Here is a 505-nt window from a genome sequence, read left to right on the forward strand (position 1 = left end):
GCGGTTCGCTCACCAAAGAGCTTGCGCCGTCGGCTTTCTTCGGACACGTCAGAGGGGCGTTCACTGGTGCGGACAGTGCCAAGAAAGGCTATTTCCATGAAGCCGAAGGCGGCACGCTGTTTTTGGACGAGGTGGGCAACCTCGCACTGGAAACCCAGCAGATGCTTCTGCGTGCTATACAAGAACGGAGATACCGCCCGATAGGTGACAGAACGGACAAAAATTTCAATGTCCGTATCATCGCTGCCACCAACGAGGATCTGGAGAAGGCGGTCAATGAAAAGCGTTTCCGGCAGGACTTGTTGTACCGCCTGCACGACTTCGAGATAACCGTCCCGCCGTTGCGCGACTGCCAGGAGGATGTCATGCCTTTGGCTGAGTTCTTTCGTGAAATTGCGAACCGGGAACTGGAATGCGATGTCATCGGTTTTGACGGAGAAGCCCGCAAGGCATTGCTGACCCATGCGTGGCCGGGCAATGTCCGCGAGCTTCGTCAGAAAATCAT

The 505-nt window shown here is 55.6% G+C and carries 1 protein-coding gene; it reads left to right on the plus strand.

Features of this window, described 5'->3' with window-relative positions; all coding sequences use genetic code 11:
- The coding region (locus MoGM_RS05605; RefSeq protein ID WP_146078655.1) for a sigma 54-interacting transcriptional regulator at positions 1 to 505 on the plus strand (505 nt) is incomplete at both ends.

Source organism: Prevotella sp. MGM1 (assembly GCF_002933775.1).
GTDB lineage: Bacteria > Bacteroidota > Bacteroidia > Bacteroidales > Bacteroidaceae > Prevotella.